Origin of the sequence: Bradyrhizobium sp. 197, assembly GCF_023073375.1 — a bacterium.
Lineage (GTDB): Bacteria > Pseudomonadota > Alphaproteobacteria > Rhizobiales > Xanthobacteraceae > Bradyrhizobium.
Window position 1 is genome coordinate 1 of the sequence record NZ_JADPJJ010000138.1, and the last position, 15651, is coordinate 15651.

Sequence of the window (15651 nt, forward strand, 5' to 3'; positions counted from 1 at the left end):
ATCTTCGCCCATTGGGCGTCAGTCAAAACGAATCGGTCCATCCCAAGCTTGAATCACAACCAAGCCCCGATGAGAATCCTGAATCCCAACAGACCCTAGTTACAGGAACTGAATGTGCGGCAGCGTGCACATGGGGACCCTTGCGAAACAGTGACCGACCGTTTGGGCACGCGGGTGTTGTGTGACCTAAGGTGGAAGCGACGCTAGCGCAGCTGTCCCTGTCGTTCCCGACAGGTGCGCGCCGTCCTGACACGTGGGCATGATCGCCGCGCTAAAAGACGAGGGCGGCTATGAGACGTTACTTCTTCCCGATCTTCCACAAGGGAGAGACTCAGGCGGACGATGTGGGGGAGCTATTTGGCTCTGCTGAACTAGCAGTGCAGTACGGTGCGCGGATCGCTCGGGACATCGCCAGCGATCCCGAATGTGACCGCGATGCGGGCACTGTCGTAATCGTGGTTGACGCCTCAGGTGCTAAGGTCGGTCGGCATGTGGTGAACGCGGCAGAACCGCGGCGGTTGTTGTGAAGGTGAGGGGGTGGCGCTTTTAGTGGCTGATGACCTCACTCGCCTGACCAATTAAGCCTTAGAACCCGACGGTTTGTTGTCGTCGCGGGCATCAATTAGAACGATATCTTTGTTGTCTGCCAGATCCAGTTTCTTCAAAATTGTATTCACCTTCCGAAGCTCGGCGACGCTGAAATAGAGGATCACCTTGATTGCATTTTGGGCGTCGCTTGCAGCTTGGTAAATCGGGACTTGCTTCTCAAGGTTTCGCTCTAGCTGCGTATTCTTTGCCAACTTCATCTCGACTAGTGTTTTGTCGTGGGCACCTCGTGAGATTTTGAAATCAACCGGTCCTCTGCCGTCGTTTGCTTCGGTACCAACATCGGAAGGGGTCCCGAACCAGACCAGGCGATAGAGGATCTGAAGGTCTTTTTCTCGCTGAACTGGTGCCCCGTCGTGATAAAATAGCCGGTGTCCACCCTTGTTCTCGATGACATCCTTGAGATACCCGACGCGCGCGTGCGCTTCTTCATAGGCGCCGCCGCTGGTTCCGTAAAAGGCAGTCTCGCGAAGCAGCGTCTTTTGAATATCGGCGATCTGCCGAATGAACATGTATTCAGTTGCAAGCACCTTCTCGGCGCTAAGATCGGCTGCGTCGTCGCCGTGCTGTTCCTTCAGTTTGATGTAATAGTCGATGAGCTGCGGGAATTCTAACAGAGTCCTTCTGGCGGCTTCCGACCGCTCTTTGGCGCTGGAATGGCGACGACGACCAGGCCTATCAAGGATCTTGTGGAAATAATTCTCAACCTGCGCCCGTAACTGTGAATCTGAAATCGCTGTCGGAATGTTCTGAAAATCGCCAACCAGATCGCCCTTGTTGATCCAATTTTCGTCTCTGGTCAGGATGTCCTTTGGAGTCAGGATGACGAAATCACCATTAACCCAAGGCAGAGCATACGTGGCCCGCTCCCATGTCTCCGTCTCGTACTTGAACCGAGTCTTTCCTACGGCCACCTGCCGGACGTCGCTAGGCTTCAGGTGCTGCGCGGCGAACTGCTCAGTATATCGACAAAGATAGTCTTTGATTAGATTAGTCGTGAAATCGCTGATGTTGTCGCGCCCGACTCCATCGGAGATCAAGCACACCTTCTCCAAGTGGCTCCCCTCGGTGATTTTTTCCTCGCCGAAGTCTGAGAACAAGCTGTGCAGATTGCTGTGTAAGGCCCGAGCGAAATCCATCCCGAGCCCGGTACCGCCGTTGCCACTGATAGAGAAACCGAGCCAGTTCTGCTTCACCTCGCCGAAGCAGTACCAACTCGATAGCAGGGCATCGCTGACCGGCCCCCTCGCGGATCGATCGCGAAGAAACACCAGGTAGTCGATCATCGCGTCGTGAAGGGCGCGGTACTCATCCTTCTCGCTGTTAAACAGCAAAAAGGGATCAATAAATAACGGAAGGTCATTGATGATCGAAATGTTCAGGGCGCCATAACTGTCCAACGTCTCCGCATCAATCCCAAAATACTCATTAAAAAAAGTGGCCATGCAAACGTCTCGCGTTCAAAAGTCACCAACACGCCGGGCAGGCAGCGAGCGACACAGCAGCACAAAGGCCAACAGATAAAATGGCGATCTTCATTTGTTAAATCACCGGACAATTCTGATCGCCGCCGGCCCAGCCCAGCAAGAGCGTTTTGTATCGCTCGCTTGCCAAGGTGTTGCCCGAACGAACCGTCAGCTTTGAGCCGGTCGCCTGCTTATCGACGCGGGCTGAAACGTAGTAATTGCGCGTTCCCATGTTGATCAAAGAAAGTGTTAGCTCGCCATAGCCGAGTTCTGAATACAATTCTGAGTCGACCGCAAAGGACGCATAAGCACCGACGTTGCCGGCGAAACAGCGCTTCGCGGTCGTTGAAACTCTCCGATAGATTTCTTGGTAGTTTTCCGGATAGGTCTGGATGATAGGTGGCGCTTTGGCTTCGAGATCGGCGGGAGTTGATGAGCAGGCAGCGAGCAGAAGCGCGGTACTAAGTGCAAATATGATCTTCATGAAAATCCCCCAGACCCGTCACGACCATAAGGCGAGCAAGCCGCAGGGGGCAACTAGTCTTTATGGCGGGGGGCGTGTCGAAGTGATTGTGGTGCATTGCCACCAATGAATCTTTGACCCGCCGCGACTCAGGAGTGCTCTCACGTAGCGCAGAAGGGATGCAGGAGGATCAAGCGCTGGGTAACCGTGCGCGCCTTTGCGGTTTCTTCTCTGCTTTTTTCCTCCGCTCCGCGGCATCGCGAACGGCAACTAGATGATCGTATCCGCCCACCTTTGACATGAGCCCTGCCAGTCGCGCCTTTGCTTTTATGCTCGGCCCTAGACGAGCAGCCTCTAGCTCACGCAAGTGAACCAGCATTCGCTCAACGTCTTTCTTTTCGAACTTCATGCGGTTTCCCATTCGTACATAGAGCGGGGTGCCGGCTGCATCGACCGGATTGTCGACGAGCCAATATTTCAGCCACTGGTGAGACACCGATAGCTCTGCGGCCGCTTGTTTGATTGAGAGCATCGCCATGCCGCGTCACCGAGTCAGTTTCGACGGATCAGGCAACCCATTGTGCTTGTCCAGCCACGCCTTCACGGCGGGCCAGTACCGTCTGGCTCCGAAGAGCGCCTGCTTCCGCGGAAAGCCATATTTGCTTTCGAGGCCCGGCAGCATTGGCCGCATGATCTTTTCCGGCACGCCGAGGCGACGGATCAATTCGGCGTCGGTCAGGAAGAGTTTGTCTCTCTCTCGCTCGAGTGTTTGAGGTGATGGCGTTGTCATAGCTCGTCCGTCTGTGAGGTTTGGCGCAGCCACTCCGCTTCGCCGGCCGGTGTGATGCCATAGAATGGAACGCGCCCTTCGGGCCGGGTTTGAGTAATCTCGACGTACCCCCGAACTGCCAAACGTTCGGTGGTCAGCATGCCTCCACCCTTGACGTAACCTATTGTGCCTTTGGCCTTGAAGTAGGCCTCCAGCGCCGTTCTCTCACGCTTCTGCAAAGGCGACGCCAAGACCTCCGCTTCCCACTCGCCATCAGCGTAAACGCGCATGCCATCCGCATAACGCCCCGGCGGCAACTGCTGCCAGGTGATCTCGCCCCGTTTCCACCGAGCAAGTGCCGCGGCTAACGGATGGGCTTCCATGTCTGTCCGCTGCGCAAGGCGTTCACCGAAGCGGCGGCGAGGTGTTGCTGCCGCTGGCACCGCACCATCGTTTGCTGGATATGGATCAATGGAAATCGTGCCATCGGGCAGGATCCGCACCGATCCGGCGCCCGTTTGCTTGGCCGCGCGGATAGCTCGGCATATTGCAGCTTGCGTTACTTTGGCGGCACTGCGGGGCATCGATTTTTGGTAATTTGTTCCAGTTCTTTGCGCGCCGCGTCCCGGCGCCGGTCGAGGTAGTCCGCCAGATCCTGAAGGTGCACGCCCTTGGCCGACTTCTGGCTCATCTCAGCCCGCACCAGGGGAAGCTTGATTTCGCCCGCGCCGATCTTCCTGAGGAACTGGTCTGGCTTCAGGTGCGGGAAGTAGTCCGCGCAAACCTTGTCGGCCGGGATGATCGCCAAGCCGTCGTATTGGGCCAACAGAAGGAACGCGGTATTCATCCCTCCGGTGTAAGTGCGAAGCGCCGACCATGGCGAATCCCCAGAGGCGGACATCCCCGTAATCCACCGGCAAGCCAAAACGCGCCGAAGCGCCTCGAAAGGAGGGGTGGCTTTTTTACCGAATCAGATGATGATGTCCGTGGGCTTGATAACCCGGACGAAAGCTACAGACCGCATTTCCCTGGCAGGAATTGCCCATTCGCCTGGCAGCGAAGGGGCGGCGGTCGGATGAAGGCAGCGCATTGGCGTGCGCTCCAACCTGGCCATTATGGCCGGGAGGGCCGCGCCATGTCCAGAGGGGAAACCCTTAAAAGCGCGAGCCGCCTGTCGCTTTCGCAGGTTATCAACTCCCGGCTACCGGTCTGACACCGGCTACGGCCTTGATAAGCCGCACCGAAAGCATCACGACAATGAACGCCCATACCCGAATCCATACCGCGACACCCATCACGGTCGGCGCCACCACCCGCGAACTCATTGCAATTCACGACATAGCCCACGCCCTGGCGGCTGTACTGACCGGGTTGGCCTTGGCACCGCGCTGTAGCGGACCGGCCGACGCATGGGCGGCGAGCCTGCTAGAGGGGCTGTACGCGGCTCGTAGCGTGGCCACGGCGGCGCTGCTGACACGCACTGACGAGAACCAGATGCGCGCCGTTGCGCTTGCCCAGAGCTTGGAATGGGCCATGGAGAACGAGGACTCGGCGGCGCTGCTTCGGGTGGTAGAGGACGTGGCATCCCGGCCGGGGATGGTCGCGCTATAATCACCAACGTTGAATCGGCGGCCAGTCGTGGCCTGAAATCTAAAACCGTTTTAGAATTGGCCCGTGCCTCAACCGGCGCGGGCCATCTGCCTTCTGAAAAGCAAGTAACGAATTGTTACGAATGGATTACAGCGTCAGTTTGTGCCGCATTTGTTCTAAAGCGACATGTATAATGTGACTCGTGCGTCGGCTTCGGCTGACGAGGTAAGCAGAGCAATTTTCGTAGGGGCGCGCTCTTGCCCATTCCAGCCAATGACAACCACTTGCTCACACCCGAGCAAGCGGCCTTTCGGCTTAACATCACCGAAGATCATCTCCGCGACCTCGTTAGCGAGGGCGCCCTCGGATACATCAACGTCGGGCTCGGCAAAAAGCGGCCACGCCGCCGATTCACCGACACGGATCTGAACGAGTTCATTGAAGGCCGCCGCAGGAGGGAAGTGCCGTGTCCGTCTACCGTGACAAGCGTTCGCCGTATTACCAATTCGACTTCCAGCACGAAGGTCATCGGTTTCATGGCAGCACGAAATGCACGAGTAGGCGAGATGCAGAAAAGTTCGAGGCTGCAGAGCTAGAGAAAGCCAAGGCTCTGGTGAAGGCGACGCGGCGCACCAAGGCTTCGCTGTCGATTGATGATGTCGCGGACCGGCTCTGGAATGACAGCGCGCAATATGACTCGGAGCCGAAAGCTACTGAGACCAACCTGGCGCGGCTGATCGAATATTTCGGTAAGGAGAAGCCGCTCACCGAGATTGACCACAAGGCGGCCAAGGATCTCGTGGCATGGCGACGGGGGCATCGCGTCTCCCGGCGCGGCAAACGGACCAAGGAAGAAGAGTTGGCCCTGCCGCTGGTCTCGAACGCCACCGTCAACCGGTCGGCGACCAAGGTGCTGCAGCGGCTATTCACCTTCGCCAAGGCCGAGAAGGCAGTGTTTGAGAATGAACCCGAATGGGACAAGCTACTGCTGTCCGAGCCGGTGGAGCGTGTCCGTGAACTAAAGATTGAGGAGGCCGACGCGCTCGATGACGCTATGCGCCCCGATTATGGCCCGTTCTTCGATTTCGTCCGCGCCAGCGGTATGCGGCTGAAGGAGTGCGTGACGCTGCGCTGGTCTGAGGTCGATTTTGGGACCAGACAGATCGTGCGGCTTGGCAAGGGCGGTCGGCGCGTGGTGTTTCCGATCACGCCAGGGGTGCGGGACATCCTATTCCCGTTGCAAGGGCAGCACCCAGAGTTCTGCTTCACCTACGTTGCCGTCTATGGCAACAAGCGCCTGGGCCGGGTTAGGGGACAGCGCTACCGTCTGACCTACACGGGAGCGAAGACCGCCTGGCAGCGCCTCCGCGCGAACTCAGGCATTGCCGACTTTCGTTTTCATGACTTCCGCCACGACTTCGGAACTAAGTTGCTGCGCGACAGCGGCAACCTCAAGCTGGTGCAGAAGGCGCTCAACCACCGAGACATTAAGAGCACGCTGCGATACGCGCATGTCCTCGACGAGGATGTAGCTGTTGCCGTCGAGCGGCTCGCGGAGTCCCGGAAAAAATCCCGGAGTAAGATCAAGAGGGCAAGTTAAGCGTTTGAGTTTACGAATGAATTAGGAATCTGCGTCCCACATTTCAGATGTCGTTCGCCGCGACGCTCGGGCTGGTGGCGCTGGTGCAGATCGGCATGCCGAACCTGTTCGCATCGCCCGATCATTCGGCGACCGCGCGCGTTGCGATGTGGGGCGGGCGCGAGATCGCGATGCTGTTCATGGCTTCGCTGATCGCGGGACTTGCGACCACGCCCTATGCCGCTTTCCACTTCCACCGCGTCACCCCGTTCGGCGTGCTCGCCAATCTCGGTGCGATGCCGGTGGTCTCGGCGCTGGTGATGCCGGCGGGGCTGCTCGGGCTGCTTGCGGCTCCCTTCGGGCTCGATAGCGTGTTCTGGTGGCTGATGGGGATCGGCATCGACTGGATGGTCGTGGTCTCGCGCTGGGTCGCGGCATTGCCGGGCGCGATCGGCCGCATCCCGGCTTTCGGCATCGCGCCGCTGATCGCGGCGAGCCTGGGGATCATCGTGCTGGGCCTGTTGCGCACGCCGCTGCGCTGGTCCGGCGTACTGGTGCTGCTGGTCGCGATTCTCTGGGGGCTGTCGGTGCGGCAGCCCGACATCCTGATTGCCGGGGATGGCCAGAGCGTCGCGGTGCGGGGCAAGGACGGACATCTTCACCTGATCAAGACGAGCAAGGATAGCTTTTTGCTCAAGGAGTGGTTGGCTGCCGACGCCGATCCGCGCGATGCCGCCAGCACCTCGCTGGCGGCCGGCGTGTCTTGCGATGAATCCGGCTGCGTGACGCCGCTCGCCGATGGGCGGCTGGTCGCGCTGGCACTGCGCATCGACGCGCTGGCGGACGATTGCAACCGCGCCGCGCTGGTGGTGACGGCACGTCCCGCGCCGCCCGATTGCGCCGCGATGGTGGTCGATCGACGGCGGCTCGCGAGCCAGAGCGCGCTGGCGCTGACGCAGCGTGGTGACGGCTTTGCAGTTCAGGCGGTGAGGGAAAGAGGCACGAGCCGTCCCTGGTTGCCGGCCGGCGCAGGCGAAGGTGATTTCGACGGCAGTCTTGCGCCGAAAGCGATCCCGCCACGCAGCAAGGACGCAACGCCGGCGGAAATCGATTTGCAAGCCGACGATTAATCGGATCGTGCGGAGAGATGCAGTGGGCTGGTGCATCCGATCGGATTCGCTGGACGCAAACCACACCACCTCGCCGGCCACGGCCGGCGATTGCAAATCAATCCTGGCCTCCGATCCCGTGGCCGGAGGGCGACCGTGTCAGCCGATCGGCAGGCGCGTGATGGTCGGCTGCCTGTTGGCCATGATCTGCGGCTTGTGCTCGCGCTCGCCGGCCGGCAGCGTCACCGGCAGTTGCAGCACGGTCGCGCGCTGTCCTTCGACAAGCTGGGTCACCAGCACGTATTTGCCGTCGGGGAATTCGATCGCGTCATGATGGCGGTCGGGAATGTGCGGATCGATCTTGCCGAACTTGCCGACACGGGAATTGATCGTGCGTGTCCAGATCCAGCGATTGTCGTAGCGGATGTTGTCGGCGAAGGCGAGCTCCGTTCCCGGCAGCAGGCAGACGGCCACAGTCGGATCGGCTGCGGACGCAAAACCACGCGTCGAGGTGCCGCGGAAGGTTGTCGTGACGACCGTCTCGCCGACTTCGGCGGGGCGCGACGCGATGGCATGCAGGCTGTAGTCACACATCGGGTGCTCCTCATTGCTGGGATAGCAACCGGCGTCTCTTATCGAGGCGCAGGCCCCTATCAGAGTGGAAACACACAAGCCTCTGCTTGGTTATGGGCAAATCTGCGGCTGGTTTCCGCACGCCGCGATCACTTTATCTTTCCCGAATCGGCTAGGAACAAAGCCTGCTCCTGGGCATTTCGGTCGCGCACGTCAGCGGCCGGAGATGCCCTTGCGCATGACGTCTCCTCAAACCGGAACGCCGCGAAGCCTCTGGGATGCTTGGCGCGGCGTGTCGAGGACGGACCGCCGGAGAAGCGGCCGGATAATCTGTGCAGAACCAGGATGACTATCCAGCCGGAGCGGGCAATCCGTCCACTCCAATTGGAATTGCGTGACTGCCGTACAGGCTCAGTACTTTCGGTACAGCCCGATCAGCTTGCCCTGAATTTTCACCCGGTTCGGCGGCAGGATGCGCACCTCATAGGCGCCGTTGGCGGGCTCGAGCGCGATCGATGCGCCGCGGCGGCGGAAGCGCTTGAGGGTTGCTTCCTCGTCGTCGATCAGCGCCACCACGATGTCGCCGGTATCGGCGCTCTCGTTGCGCTGGATCAGCGCCATGTCGCCGTCGAGGATGCCGGCCTCGACCATGGAATCGCCGCGCACTTCGAGCGCGTAGTGCTCGCCCGAGCCAAGCATGTCAGGCGGTACGCTGATAGTGTGGCTGCGGGTCTGTAACGCCTCGATCGGTGTGCCGGCCGCGATCCGGCCCATCACCGGCACCGCGACCGGACGTTCACCATCGTCCGCGGGCAGGCTGGAGCTCGCACGCACCTTGCCGAGATTGCCCTCAATGACGCTCGGCGTGAAGCCGCGGCGGCTGCCGGCGGCAGCCTGGAGCTCGGGCAATTTGATGACCTCGATCGCACGGGCGCGATTGGGCAGGCGTCGGATGAAGCCGCGCTCCTCGAGCGCCGTGATCAGGCGATGGATGCCCGACTTCGAGCGCAGGTCGAGCGCATCCTTCATCTCGTCGAAGGAGGGCGGCACGCCGCTTTCCTTCAGACGTTCATTGATGAACCGCAGAAGCTCGTATTGTTTGCGCGTTAACATCTCGACCAAAGTCTCCCGTTTGATGTCGTTCGATTCCGAGACGCTGAATTCAGCAATAAGCCGCTACACGCTCGAAACAAATCATGAACGGACACTATATGTTCGATATGTGTTCCGCAACTGCTTAATTTACCGTGAACAGAGCGAAGTTCGCGGAACATGCGTTGTCGGGGCGCTCACACGGGGAGCCGCAACACCTCGCAAGGTGTGCCTGCTTCGGCTTTCGGCGCGAACGGTGCGCGCACGAGAAGTACCTGTGCCGCAGCGAGATTCGCAAGCAGCGAAGAGTCCTGATGGTTGACGGGAAGGGCAACGCGCGTGCCGTCGTCGCGCTCCTCCAGATGCGCGCGCAGATAGTCCTCCCGCTGGTCGTTGGCGCCGACGTCGCGGCCGAGCACGGCGCGCTCGCGGCGATGGTGAATCACTGAACGGCCCGAGAGAGCGCGAATCAGCGGCACCAAGAACAGGAAAGCGCAGACGTAGGACGACACGGGATTGCCCGGCAGGCCGATCACCTCCATCGCGCCGAGCCGCCCGTGCATCATCGGCTTGCCCGGCCGCATCGCGATCTTCCAGAACGCCATCGTTATGCCTTCGTCCCTCAGCGCCTGCTGGACCAGATCGTGGTCGCCGACCGATGCGCCGCCGGTCGTGATCAGGATGTCGGCTCCGCTCTCGCGGGCGCGTCGAATGCCGACGGTGGTGGCCTCCAGCGTGTCGGCGGCAATACCGAGGTCGATGGTCTCGGCGCCCTCGCTGCGAGCGAGCGCGTGCAGGGCGTAGCCGTTGGAATAGACGATCTGGCCGTGACCGGGCGTGGTGCCCGGCATCACCAGCTCGTCGCCGGTGGCGAGGATCGCGACCTTCGGACGTCGGCAAACGGCGAGGTGCGGGTGATTCATCCCGGCCGCAAGCGCGAGGTCGCGCTCGGTGAGACGGCTTCCCTTGCGCAGGAGCACGTCGCCCTCGCGGAAATCGACACCGGCGGGCCGGATGTGCCGTCCGGCGATCGCGGCTTCCTTGATCGTGATGCGCTTGCCGTCGGCGACCGTGTCCTCCTGGATCACGACGGCGTCGGCGCCGTCGGGAACGACGCCGCCGGTGAAGATCCGCACGGCCTCGCCGGCGCCGACCGTTCCCGCGAACGGCCGACCCGCCGCGACCTCGCCGATGACGGTGAGCTTCGAATCGATCGTCGCGGCATCGGCCGCGCGCACAGCGTAGCCATCCATCGCCGACATCGCTCGCGGCGGCTGCGTACGCCGGGCCGCGACGTCGCGCGCGAGCACGCGATGGTAGGCTTCGTCGATGGCAACCATCTCTTCGGGCAGCGGCTCTGCACCCGCCAGCACCGCGGCAAGCGCGTCAGAAACCGGCATCAAGGCCACGGCGAAAACTCCTGCTCGGCACGTTCGGGCGAATGTTCCGCAAGTCTTCTAGCCGAGCGCGGGCGCAGAGGCAAAAACAGCTGAGCGGGGACAGTCATCCCGCTGCTTCACATTGTTCTGGAAGGCAAGATCAAGCCCGTCGCGGCATGATCCGAGGAACGAGACAGATCGGCAGGAGAGTGACCATGGCAGGGACGAGATGACGACCGCCCCGGCCAGCACCGATCAGGTCGCTGTCTGCTCGGGACTTACGTCGGGCGCCTTCGGCCCCTGATCCTTGTCGGGAAGCGGATCGGCCTGGGATTTCAGGTCGGCGGCCTTGCTCACGAGCTTGGCGGAAAGGTCCGAGTCTGAAGTTGTCCTGGCGAATTCAAGAAGAAGAGAGGCCTGCTTGGTGAGGTAGGTCTTGCCCAACACGATGATGCATCCGTCCGTAGAAGTCCCAACGGACTCAAGAGTCCGGAGGGTGGCATTCCGTTCCTGGAACTCTGTCTAAAAATGCACAAAGTGTTTTGGTTCCTCGTCCCCGGGTGAAATTGTTCCGGATCGGCAGGTCGGCTTGCCTGGCAATGCGCCAGGCCGGCGGTCAGATCCCCAGCGCCTTGAGGGCGATCCCGACGTCACGCGGCGAGGTCACATGCACCGCCGTCATGCCGCGCGCCCGCGCGCCTTCGATGTTCTCGGCAAGATCGTCGAAGAACACGATACGCCCGGCGGGCACGCCGATCGCAGCAACGACGTGGTCGAAGGCCTCCGCATTCGGTTTGCGCAGGCCGATGCTGGACGACAAATACAGCTCGCGGAAATGGCGGAGGACGTCGGCATATTCCTTCGAGAAATAGTCCACGTGCGGCCGGTTGGTATTGGAGAAGACGTAGAGCGGCATCTGCTTCGCTGCCCGCGGCAACAGCTCGGCGATATCAGGCATTTCGCCGGTGAAGATCGCGTTCCAGCCTTCCAGGAACTGCGCGTCCGAAATGCCGATTCCGAGCGAATCTCGCAACGAGGCGAAATAGTCCTCGTCACTGAGCTTGCCCACCTCGTGCAGCCGATAGGCTTCGCTGTCCCGCACGTAGCGCGCGACGATGGCATCGGGCTCGCAGCCAGCATGTCCCGCCCAGCAGGCGATCGCCTTGGAGAAATCGATATCGAGCACCACGCGGCCGAGATCGAACAGAAGCGCATCCGCGCTGCCAGGAGAGAGCGATGTCATAGCGTCCTTTCACTCAGTATCGATATGGCTCGTGGTCGAACAGCGGAAACGCGCTGAACACGCTCGGCGCGTTGGTTGCGGTCGCTGCATGGAGGCAGGATTTGTCGACCTCGGCGAACGAAGTCGCACCCAGCAAGCCGAGGCAACGCAGCACTTCGTCCTCGAGCAGCTCCAGCATGCGCGCCACGCCGGCTTCGCCGGCCGCCGTCAGTGCCCAGCATTGCAGCCGGCCGATGCCGACGAGGTCGGCGCCCGCCGCGATCGCCTTGACGATGTCGGTGCCGCGACAGACACCGCCATCGACCATGATTTTGGCGCGGCCCTTCACGGCATCGACGATCTCGGGCAGCACGTGCATGGCGCCGCGACCGTGATCGAGCTGACGGCCGCCATGGTTGGAAACGTAGATCCACTCGACGCCGTGATCGATCGCGATCAGCGCGTCCTCTGGCGTCGCGATGCCCTTGAGGATCAGCGGGATCTTGAACTTGTCCTTGATCATCTTCACCGTCCGCCACTCCAGGCCCTTCTGGAAATCGCCGCCGGTGGCGCGCAGGCGGCTCTCGCGAACGTACCGCTTGGCGATGTCACGCTCGCGACGGCTGTAATGGGCGGTATCGACGGTCAGGCAGAAGGCGGCATAGGCGTTCTTCTCGGCCCGGCTGACAACGTCGGCGACGAAGGCATCGTCGCCGCGCACATAGAGCTGGTAGAGGCGCAGCGCGCCAGGTGCCGCCTCGGCGGTCTTCTCGAGGCCGGGCTCGGACACCGAACTCAGCATGTGCGCCGCACCGAAAGTGCCGCAGGCGCGTGCCACGCTCGCCGCGCCATCCGGATCGAAGATTTCGAGCGCGCCGACGGGGGCGAGCACCACCGGCAGGCGCATCTTGCGGCCGAATTGCTCGACCGAGCCGACGACCTTGCTGACATCGCGAAGCACGCGCGGGCGGAAGGCGATTTCGTCCAGCGCCATGCGGTTGCGACGCATCGTGGTCTCGGTCTCGGCGGCGCCGACGATGTAGTCCCAGGCGTTCTGGTTCAGATTGGCACGCGCCTTGCGGATGAATTCGTGCAGGTTCTGGAACGGCTCGGCGCTGGCGCCGAGTTCGACGTTCCTCTCCGGCCGGGTGCGGGGCGCGTCATTCATTGTTGTCCTCCCGAGAATTTGAAGTCTTATTGTCATCGCCTATCGTGTCCGGCCCTCCAAAACCATCCTAAAATCGCATAGCTGCGAGGCGTGGGCCGGCGGACCGATTCCCGTCTTGCGCGAAACGGTTTCGGAACGTTGCCAAAAGTTTAGGCCCGGGCGAAGGGATTTTTTACGGTCTAGCCGCCGGCGTGGTATCTCGGCCTTGAAGAAACCAGAATGGTATTGTGAACAGCGGGCTGGATCGCCATTTGCATGGCGCCGCCGAAGCCCAAAGCAACAAAAAGGCCTGTCTATCCATGCGGAAAACCCTGCTGTTCCCCTTGGGCGCTCTCACCGGAGCGTGTCTGACCCTTTTGGTAGCCAGTCCGCACGGCGGCGTATGGGCAGCACGGGCGGCAGCGAGCGCGAATGACGCCTATTCCCAGCTCAATTTGTTTGGCGAAGTATTCGAGCGGGTGAAGGCGAGCTATGTCGAGAAACCCGACAATGCCAAGCTGATCGAAGGCGCGATCACCGGCATGGTGACCGCGCTCGATCCGCATTCGCGCTACATGAACGACAAGGCCTGGACCGAGATGCAGGAGACCACCTCCGGCGAGTTCGGCGGGCTCGGCATCGAGGTCACGATGGAGGAGGGCCTCGTCAAGGTCGTCTCGCCGATCGACGACACGCCGGCGTCCAAGGCCGGCATCATGTCGGGCGACCTCATCAGCAAGATCGACGGCGATGCCGTGCAGGGCATGACACTCGAGCAGGCCGTCAACAAGATGAAGGGCCCGGTCGACACTCAGACAAAGCTCACGATCGTGCGCAAGGGGGCCGACGCCCCGCTCGACGTCGCGATCAAGCGCGAGATCATCCATGTGCGCCCCGTCCGCTTCCACGTCGAGAACGGCGATATCGGCTATATCCGCGTCTCCTCGTTCAACGAGCAGACCACCGACGGCCTGAAGAAGGCAATCGCGTCGATCTCCAAGGACATCCCGCAGGAGAAGCTCGTGGGCTACGTGATGGACCTGCGCAACAATCCGGGCGGATTGCTCGACCAGGCCGTGTCGGTGTCGAGCGCGTTTCTGCAGCGCGGCGAGGTCGTCTCGACCCGCGGCCGCAATGCGGAAGAGACCCAGCGCTTTACCGCGCACGGCGGCGACCTCACCAAGGGCAAGCCGCTCGTGGTTCTGGTCAACGGCGGCTCGGCTTCGGCCTCCGAGATCGTGGCCGGCGCACTGCATGACCACAAGCGCGCGACCATCATCGGCACGCGCTCGTTCGGCAAAGGCTCGGTGCAGACCATCATTCCGCTCGGTGCCCGCAACGGTGCGCTGGCGCTGACCACGGCGCGCTACTACACGCCGTCGGGCCGCTCGATCCAGGCCCAGGGCATCGCGCCCGACATCGAGATCCTCCAGGACGTGCCGCCCGAGCTGAAGGGCCGGATGGACACCATGGCGGAGTCCCAGATGCGCGGCCATCTTCAGGCGGCCGATGGCACGGAGCAGACCGGATCACAGTCCTATGTTCCGCCGGAAGAGAAGGACGACAAGGCGCTGCATACTGCCTATGACTTCCTGCGCGGCCAAACCGCGAATGCTGTCGCGGCCAAGCCTGCGCCGAAGGCTGCGGTGCCGAACTAAGTCTCGCGATTCCAGACATCGATCGCCCGGGAGTGGATGACCGCTCCCGGGCGAATTCGTTTGGGACGCTGCAACGACGCGACTTCCTGGTTCACATTGGTCAAGCGCTCGGTCTCAACTGCGTCATGGCAACGCCGGACATCGCGAGCAGCCCGCCGATGATCAACTTTGAGGTCATGTGTTCGCCAAGAAACAACACGCTCGACATCAGGGCGAACACCGGAAGCAGCAGACCGAAGGGGGCGACGCGACCCATCGAGCAACGCCCGATCAGCCAGAACCAGAGTCCAAACCCGACAATTCCTCCGATGAAAATCGTGTAGGCGAGTGCCAGCCAACCACGTCCATCCGCGGTGACAAGGCTCGCGAGTTGTCCGTGTTCAAGGAGCAACGACATCAACATGACCTGCGGCACCGTGAGCAGCGAGGACCACCCCATCAACATCAGGGGATCAAAAGGGCCGTAGCGCTTCGTCAAGACGTTGGACACGGCGAATGCGAAGGCTGCCCCGACCACGAGCAGCAGGGGAAGCGCGTTTGCCGACAGGCCGGGCTCCGCCGCCAATACGACCACGCCGACAAATGCAAGCACCACTCCGGCGGACGTGGTGAGAGACGGCCTCTCGGCGAGCAGCGGCCACGCCAACAGGACGGTGAAGGGCGGCGCGAGTTGATATGCGACGGCCGACATGCTTCCCGAGCCGAGCCCAAGGCCAACATAGAAGAGCCCGAAGTTCAGCCCACCGAGGAAAATCGAAATAGCTACGATGGGGCCGAACTGTGCACGCGTGGGCCGTTTGACGAACGGAACGAGCAACAGCGCGATGGCCAGGAAGCGCAGTGCGAGGAAGAAGAGAGGCGGAAACTCCGTAACGCCTACCTTGATGGCGACGAACTGATAACCCCAGAGCAAGGGGACGGCCACCGCACAGACGATCTGGATGGCAGACATGGCATTCTTCCTTTCAAGACCGATCAGTCTAGATATCGACGCGCCA

General features: G+C 61.5%; 17 protein-coding genes and 2 pseudogenes. 6 read left to right on the top strand and 13 right to left on the bottom strand.

The features are described 5' to 3' along the window. The first annotated feature begins 290 nt into the window (after window positions 1-290). The gene (locus IVB27_RS30335) at window positions 291-527 is read left to right on the top strand and encodes a DUF6894 family protein (protein ID WP_247446548.1); all 237 of its coding nucleotides are present in this window, start codon (window positions 291-293) and stop codon (window positions 525-527) included. 51 nt (window positions 528-578) lie between these two features. Here the strand turns inward: IVB27_RS30335 and IVB27_RS30340 are convergent, their stop codons facing one another. The 6 genes from IVB27_RS30340 to IVB27_RS30365 form a co-directional block, all read right to left on the bottom strand. Further along, a complete protein-coding gene (locus IVB27_RS30340; RefSeq protein WP_247446549.1) occupies window positions 579-2051 on the bottom strand; it encodes a DUF8370 family protein in 1473 nt (490 codons plus the stop codon). 97 nt (window positions 2052-2148) lie between these two features. Continuing rightward, the gene (locus IVB27_RS30345; RefSeq protein ID WP_247446550.1) at window positions 2149-2556 is read right to left on the bottom strand and encodes a hypothetical protein; all 408 of its coding nucleotides are present in this window, start codon (window positions 2554-2556) and stop codon (window positions 2149-2151) included. A gap of 169 nt (window positions 2557-2725) precedes the next feature. Next, window positions 2726-3073, bottom strand: a complete 348-nt coding sequence (locus tag IVB27_RS30350; RefSeq protein ID WP_247446551.1) for a hypothetical protein — start codon at window positions 3071-3073, stop codon at window positions 2726-2728. Between the two features lie 6 nt (window positions 3074-3079). Further along, complete coding sequence (locus IVB27_RS30355) at window positions 3080-3325, bottom strand: winged helix-turn-helix domain-containing protein (protein WP_247446552.1); 246 nt, start codon at window positions 3323-3325, stop codon at window positions 3080-3082. After that, a complete protein-coding gene (locus IVB27_RS30360) occupies window positions 3322-3807 on the bottom strand; it encodes a hypothetical protein (protein ID WP_247446553.1) in 486 nt (161 codons plus the stop codon). The genes IVB27_RS30355 and IVB27_RS30360 overlap by 4 nt, the downstream gene beginning before the upstream one ends. A 56-nt stretch (window positions 3808-3863) precedes the next feature. Then, a complete protein-coding gene (locus IVB27_RS30365) occupies window positions 3864-4151 on the bottom strand; it encodes a pyocin activator PrtN family protein (protein ID WP_247446554.1) in 288 nt (95 codons plus the stop codon). A 410-nt stretch (window positions 4152-4561) separates the two neighbouring features. On the opposite strand from IVB27_RS30365, the gene IVB27_RS30370 reads away from it, so the two are divergent. The 4 genes and pseudogenes from IVB27_RS30370 to IVB27_RS30380 form a co-directional block, all read left to right on the top strand. Continuing rightward, complete coding sequence (locus IVB27_RS30370; protein WP_247446555.1) at window positions 4562-4915, top strand: hypothetical protein; 354 nt, start codon at window positions 4562-4564, stop codon at window positions 4913-4915. A 263-nt stretch (window positions 4916-5178) separates the two neighbouring features. Then, window positions 5179-5334, top strand: a pseudogene (locus IVB27_RS43835) (excisionase family DNA-binding protein); the annotation flags it as partial. Between the two features lie 26 nt (window positions 5335-5360). After that, entirely contained in the window at window positions 5361-6494 is a 1134-nt protein-coding gene (locus IVB27_RS43410; protein ID WP_247446557.1) for a tyrosine-type recombinase/integrase, read from the top strand. Between the two features lie 29 nt (window positions 6495-6523). After that, window positions 6524-7603 (top strand): annotated as a pseudogene (locus IVB27_RS30380) (ComEC/Rec2 family competence protein); the annotation flags it as partial. Window positions 7604-7741: 138 nt separating this feature from the next. Here IVB27_RS30380 and IVB27_RS30385 read toward each other — a convergent pair. The 6 genes from IVB27_RS30385 to IVB27_RS30410 form a co-directional block, all read right to left on the bottom strand. Continuing rightward, a complete protein-coding gene (locus tag IVB27_RS30385) occupies window positions 7742-8176 on the bottom strand; it encodes a hypothetical protein (protein ID WP_247349230.1) in 435 nt (144 codons plus the stop codon). Between the two features lie 390 nt (window positions 8177-8566). Then, window positions 8567-9268 carry a transcriptional repressor LexA gene (gene lexA, locus IVB27_RS30390; RefSeq protein ID WP_247349229.1) on the bottom strand — a complete coding sequence of 234 codons (702 nt, stop codon included), beginning with the start codon at window positions 9266-9268 and terminating at the stop codon, window positions 8567-8569. A 176-nt stretch (window positions 9269-9444) separates the two neighbouring features. After that, window positions 9445-10656 carry a molybdopterin molybdotransferase MoeA gene (locus IVB27_RS30395; RefSeq protein WP_247446559.1) on the bottom strand — a complete coding sequence of 404 codons (1212 nt, stop codon included), beginning with the start codon at window positions 10654-10656 and terminating at the stop codon, window positions 9445-9447. Between the two features lie 225 nt (window positions 10657-10881). Further along, window positions 10882-11073 (bottom strand): hypothetical protein, encoded by a 192-nt coding sequence (locus IVB27_RS30400; RefSeq protein ID WP_247446561.1) that lies wholly within the window; start codon window positions 11071-11073, stop codon window positions 10882-10884. Between the two features lie 169 nt (window positions 11074-11242). Further along, on the bottom strand, window positions 11243-11869 hold the full coding sequence (locus tag IVB27_RS30405) for an HAD family hydrolase (protein ID WP_247446562.1): 627 nt from the start codon (window positions 11867-11869) through the stop codon (window positions 11243-11245). Window positions 11870-11882: 13 nt separating this feature from the next. After that, window positions 11883-13016 (bottom strand): alpha-hydroxy acid oxidase, encoded by a 1134-nt coding sequence (locus IVB27_RS30410; protein WP_247446564.1) that lies wholly within the window; start codon window positions 13014-13016, stop codon window positions 11883-11885. Window positions 13017-13315: 299 nt separating this feature from the next. Here IVB27_RS30410 and IVB27_RS30415 point away from each other — a divergent pair, with 299 nt between their 5' ends. Next, window positions 13316-14653 (top strand): S41 family peptidase, encoded by a 1338-nt coding sequence (locus tag IVB27_RS30415; RefSeq protein ID WP_247446565.1) that lies wholly within the window; start codon window positions 13316-13318, stop codon window positions 14651-14653. 100 nt (window positions 14654-14753) lie between these two features. On the opposite strand, the gene IVB27_RS30420 is transcribed toward IVB27_RS30415, so the two are convergent. Beyond that, window positions 14754-15605 (bottom strand): DMT family transporter, encoded by an 852-nt coding sequence (locus tag IVB27_RS30420; protein ID WP_247446566.1) that lies wholly within the window; start codon window positions 15603-15605, stop codon window positions 14754-14756. Between the last annotated feature and the right edge of the window lie 46 nt (window positions 15606-15651).